This is a genomic window from Actinoallomurus vinaceus (assembly GCF_039542055.1).
Lineage (GTDB): Bacteria > Actinomycetota > Actinomycetes > Streptosporangiales > Streptosporangiaceae > Actinoallomurus > Actinoallomurus vinaceus.
In genome coordinates, this window is sequence record NZ_BAABHK010000049.1 from 1 (window position 1) to 1,382 (window position 1,382).

The 1,382-nt window shown below is 65.4% G+C and carries 1 protein-coding gene; it reads left to right on the forward strand.

All coding sequences use genetic code 11. The annotated features are described in order from the left end of the window. Positions 1 to 121: 121 nt before the first annotated feature. Entirely contained in the window at positions 122 to 1,342 is a 1,221-nt protein-coding gene (locus ABEA24_RS53295) for an IS256 family transposase (RefSeq protein WP_345444747.1), read from the forward strand. The last annotated feature ends 40 nt before the right edge of the window (positions 1,343 to 1,382 follow it).

Here is a 1,382-nt window from a genome sequence, read left to right on the forward strand (position 1 = left end):
GGGACTGTCTGAAAGATCGTGGGCGGGCTGGTGATCCGGCAGGCTGGAGCTGACGCTCTGGCCGGAAAGGATCACTGTGACCGACGCTGAAGAAACCAACGAGCAGGTGCCGGCGGCCGGCCTGGATGTCCAGCTGGCCGCCGAGCTGATCGAGCGGGCCAAGGCCCAGGGAGTGTCGCTGGTCGGCCCGGACGGGTTGCTGGCCGGCATCACCAAGACGGTGCTGCAGGCCGCGCTGGACGCGGAGATGACCGAACATCTGGGCTATGAAAAGGGCGAACGCCCGGACCAGCCGAGCAGGAATCACCGTAACGGCCGCTCGCCCAAGACCGTACTGACCGAGGTCGGCGCCGTTCCGCTGCAGGTCCCGCGAGACCGGGCCGGTGAGTTCGAACCCAAGATCGTGCCCAAGCACGCTCGCCGCGTCGAAGGCTTCGATGCGGCGATCGTCAGTCTTTATGCCAAGGGGCTGACCACCGGAGAGATCCGGGCGCATCTGGCGGAGATCTATGACGTGGAGGTCTCGCGTGATCTGATCTCCCGGGTGACCGACCGGGTCGCCGAAGAACTGACGCAATGGCAGTCCCGCCCGCTCGATTCGGTTTACCCGGTCGTGCTGATCGACGCGATCCACGTCAAGATCCGGGACGGTCAGGTCACCAACCGGCCGATCTACGTCGCCGTGGGCATCAACTGCCACGGCGAACGCGACGTCCTGGGCCTGTGGGTCGGCGCCGGCGGCGAAGGCGCCAAGCACTGGATGAACGTGCTGGCCGAGCTGAAGAACCGCGGCATCAACGATGTGTGCATCGCCTGCTGCGACGGCTTGAAAGGCCTGCCGGAGGCGATCAACCAGATCTGGCCCCAGGCCACCGTCCAGCAATGCGTCGTGCATCTGGTGCGGGCCTCGCTGCGGTATGCCGCCAAAGGCCACTGGAGCCAGATCACCAAGCACCTGCGCGAGGTCTACACGGCCCCGACCGAGGCCGCCGCAGAGCAACGCTTCGCCGACTTTGAAGAGGCTTGGGGCGCCAAATATCCGGCGATCATCCGGTTGTGGCGCACCTCCTGGACCGAGTTCACCCCATTTCTAGCGTTCCCGCCCGAGATACGAAAGGTCATCTACACCACCAACGCAATCGAGTCCCTCAACGCCCGGTTCCGCCAGGCCACCCGCCGACGCGGGCATTTCCCGACCGAACAAGCGGCGTTGAAGGTCCTCTACCTGGTCATTCGCAGCCCGCACAAGAACCGGGCTAACGTGACCGGCAAGACCCCGGGGTGGAAGGCGGCGCTGAACGCGCTGTCGCTCTACTACGGCGACCGCATCACCCTCAACTAGAAGCGATCACCGGCCCGCCCACAAAGATCCGGACAGTCCC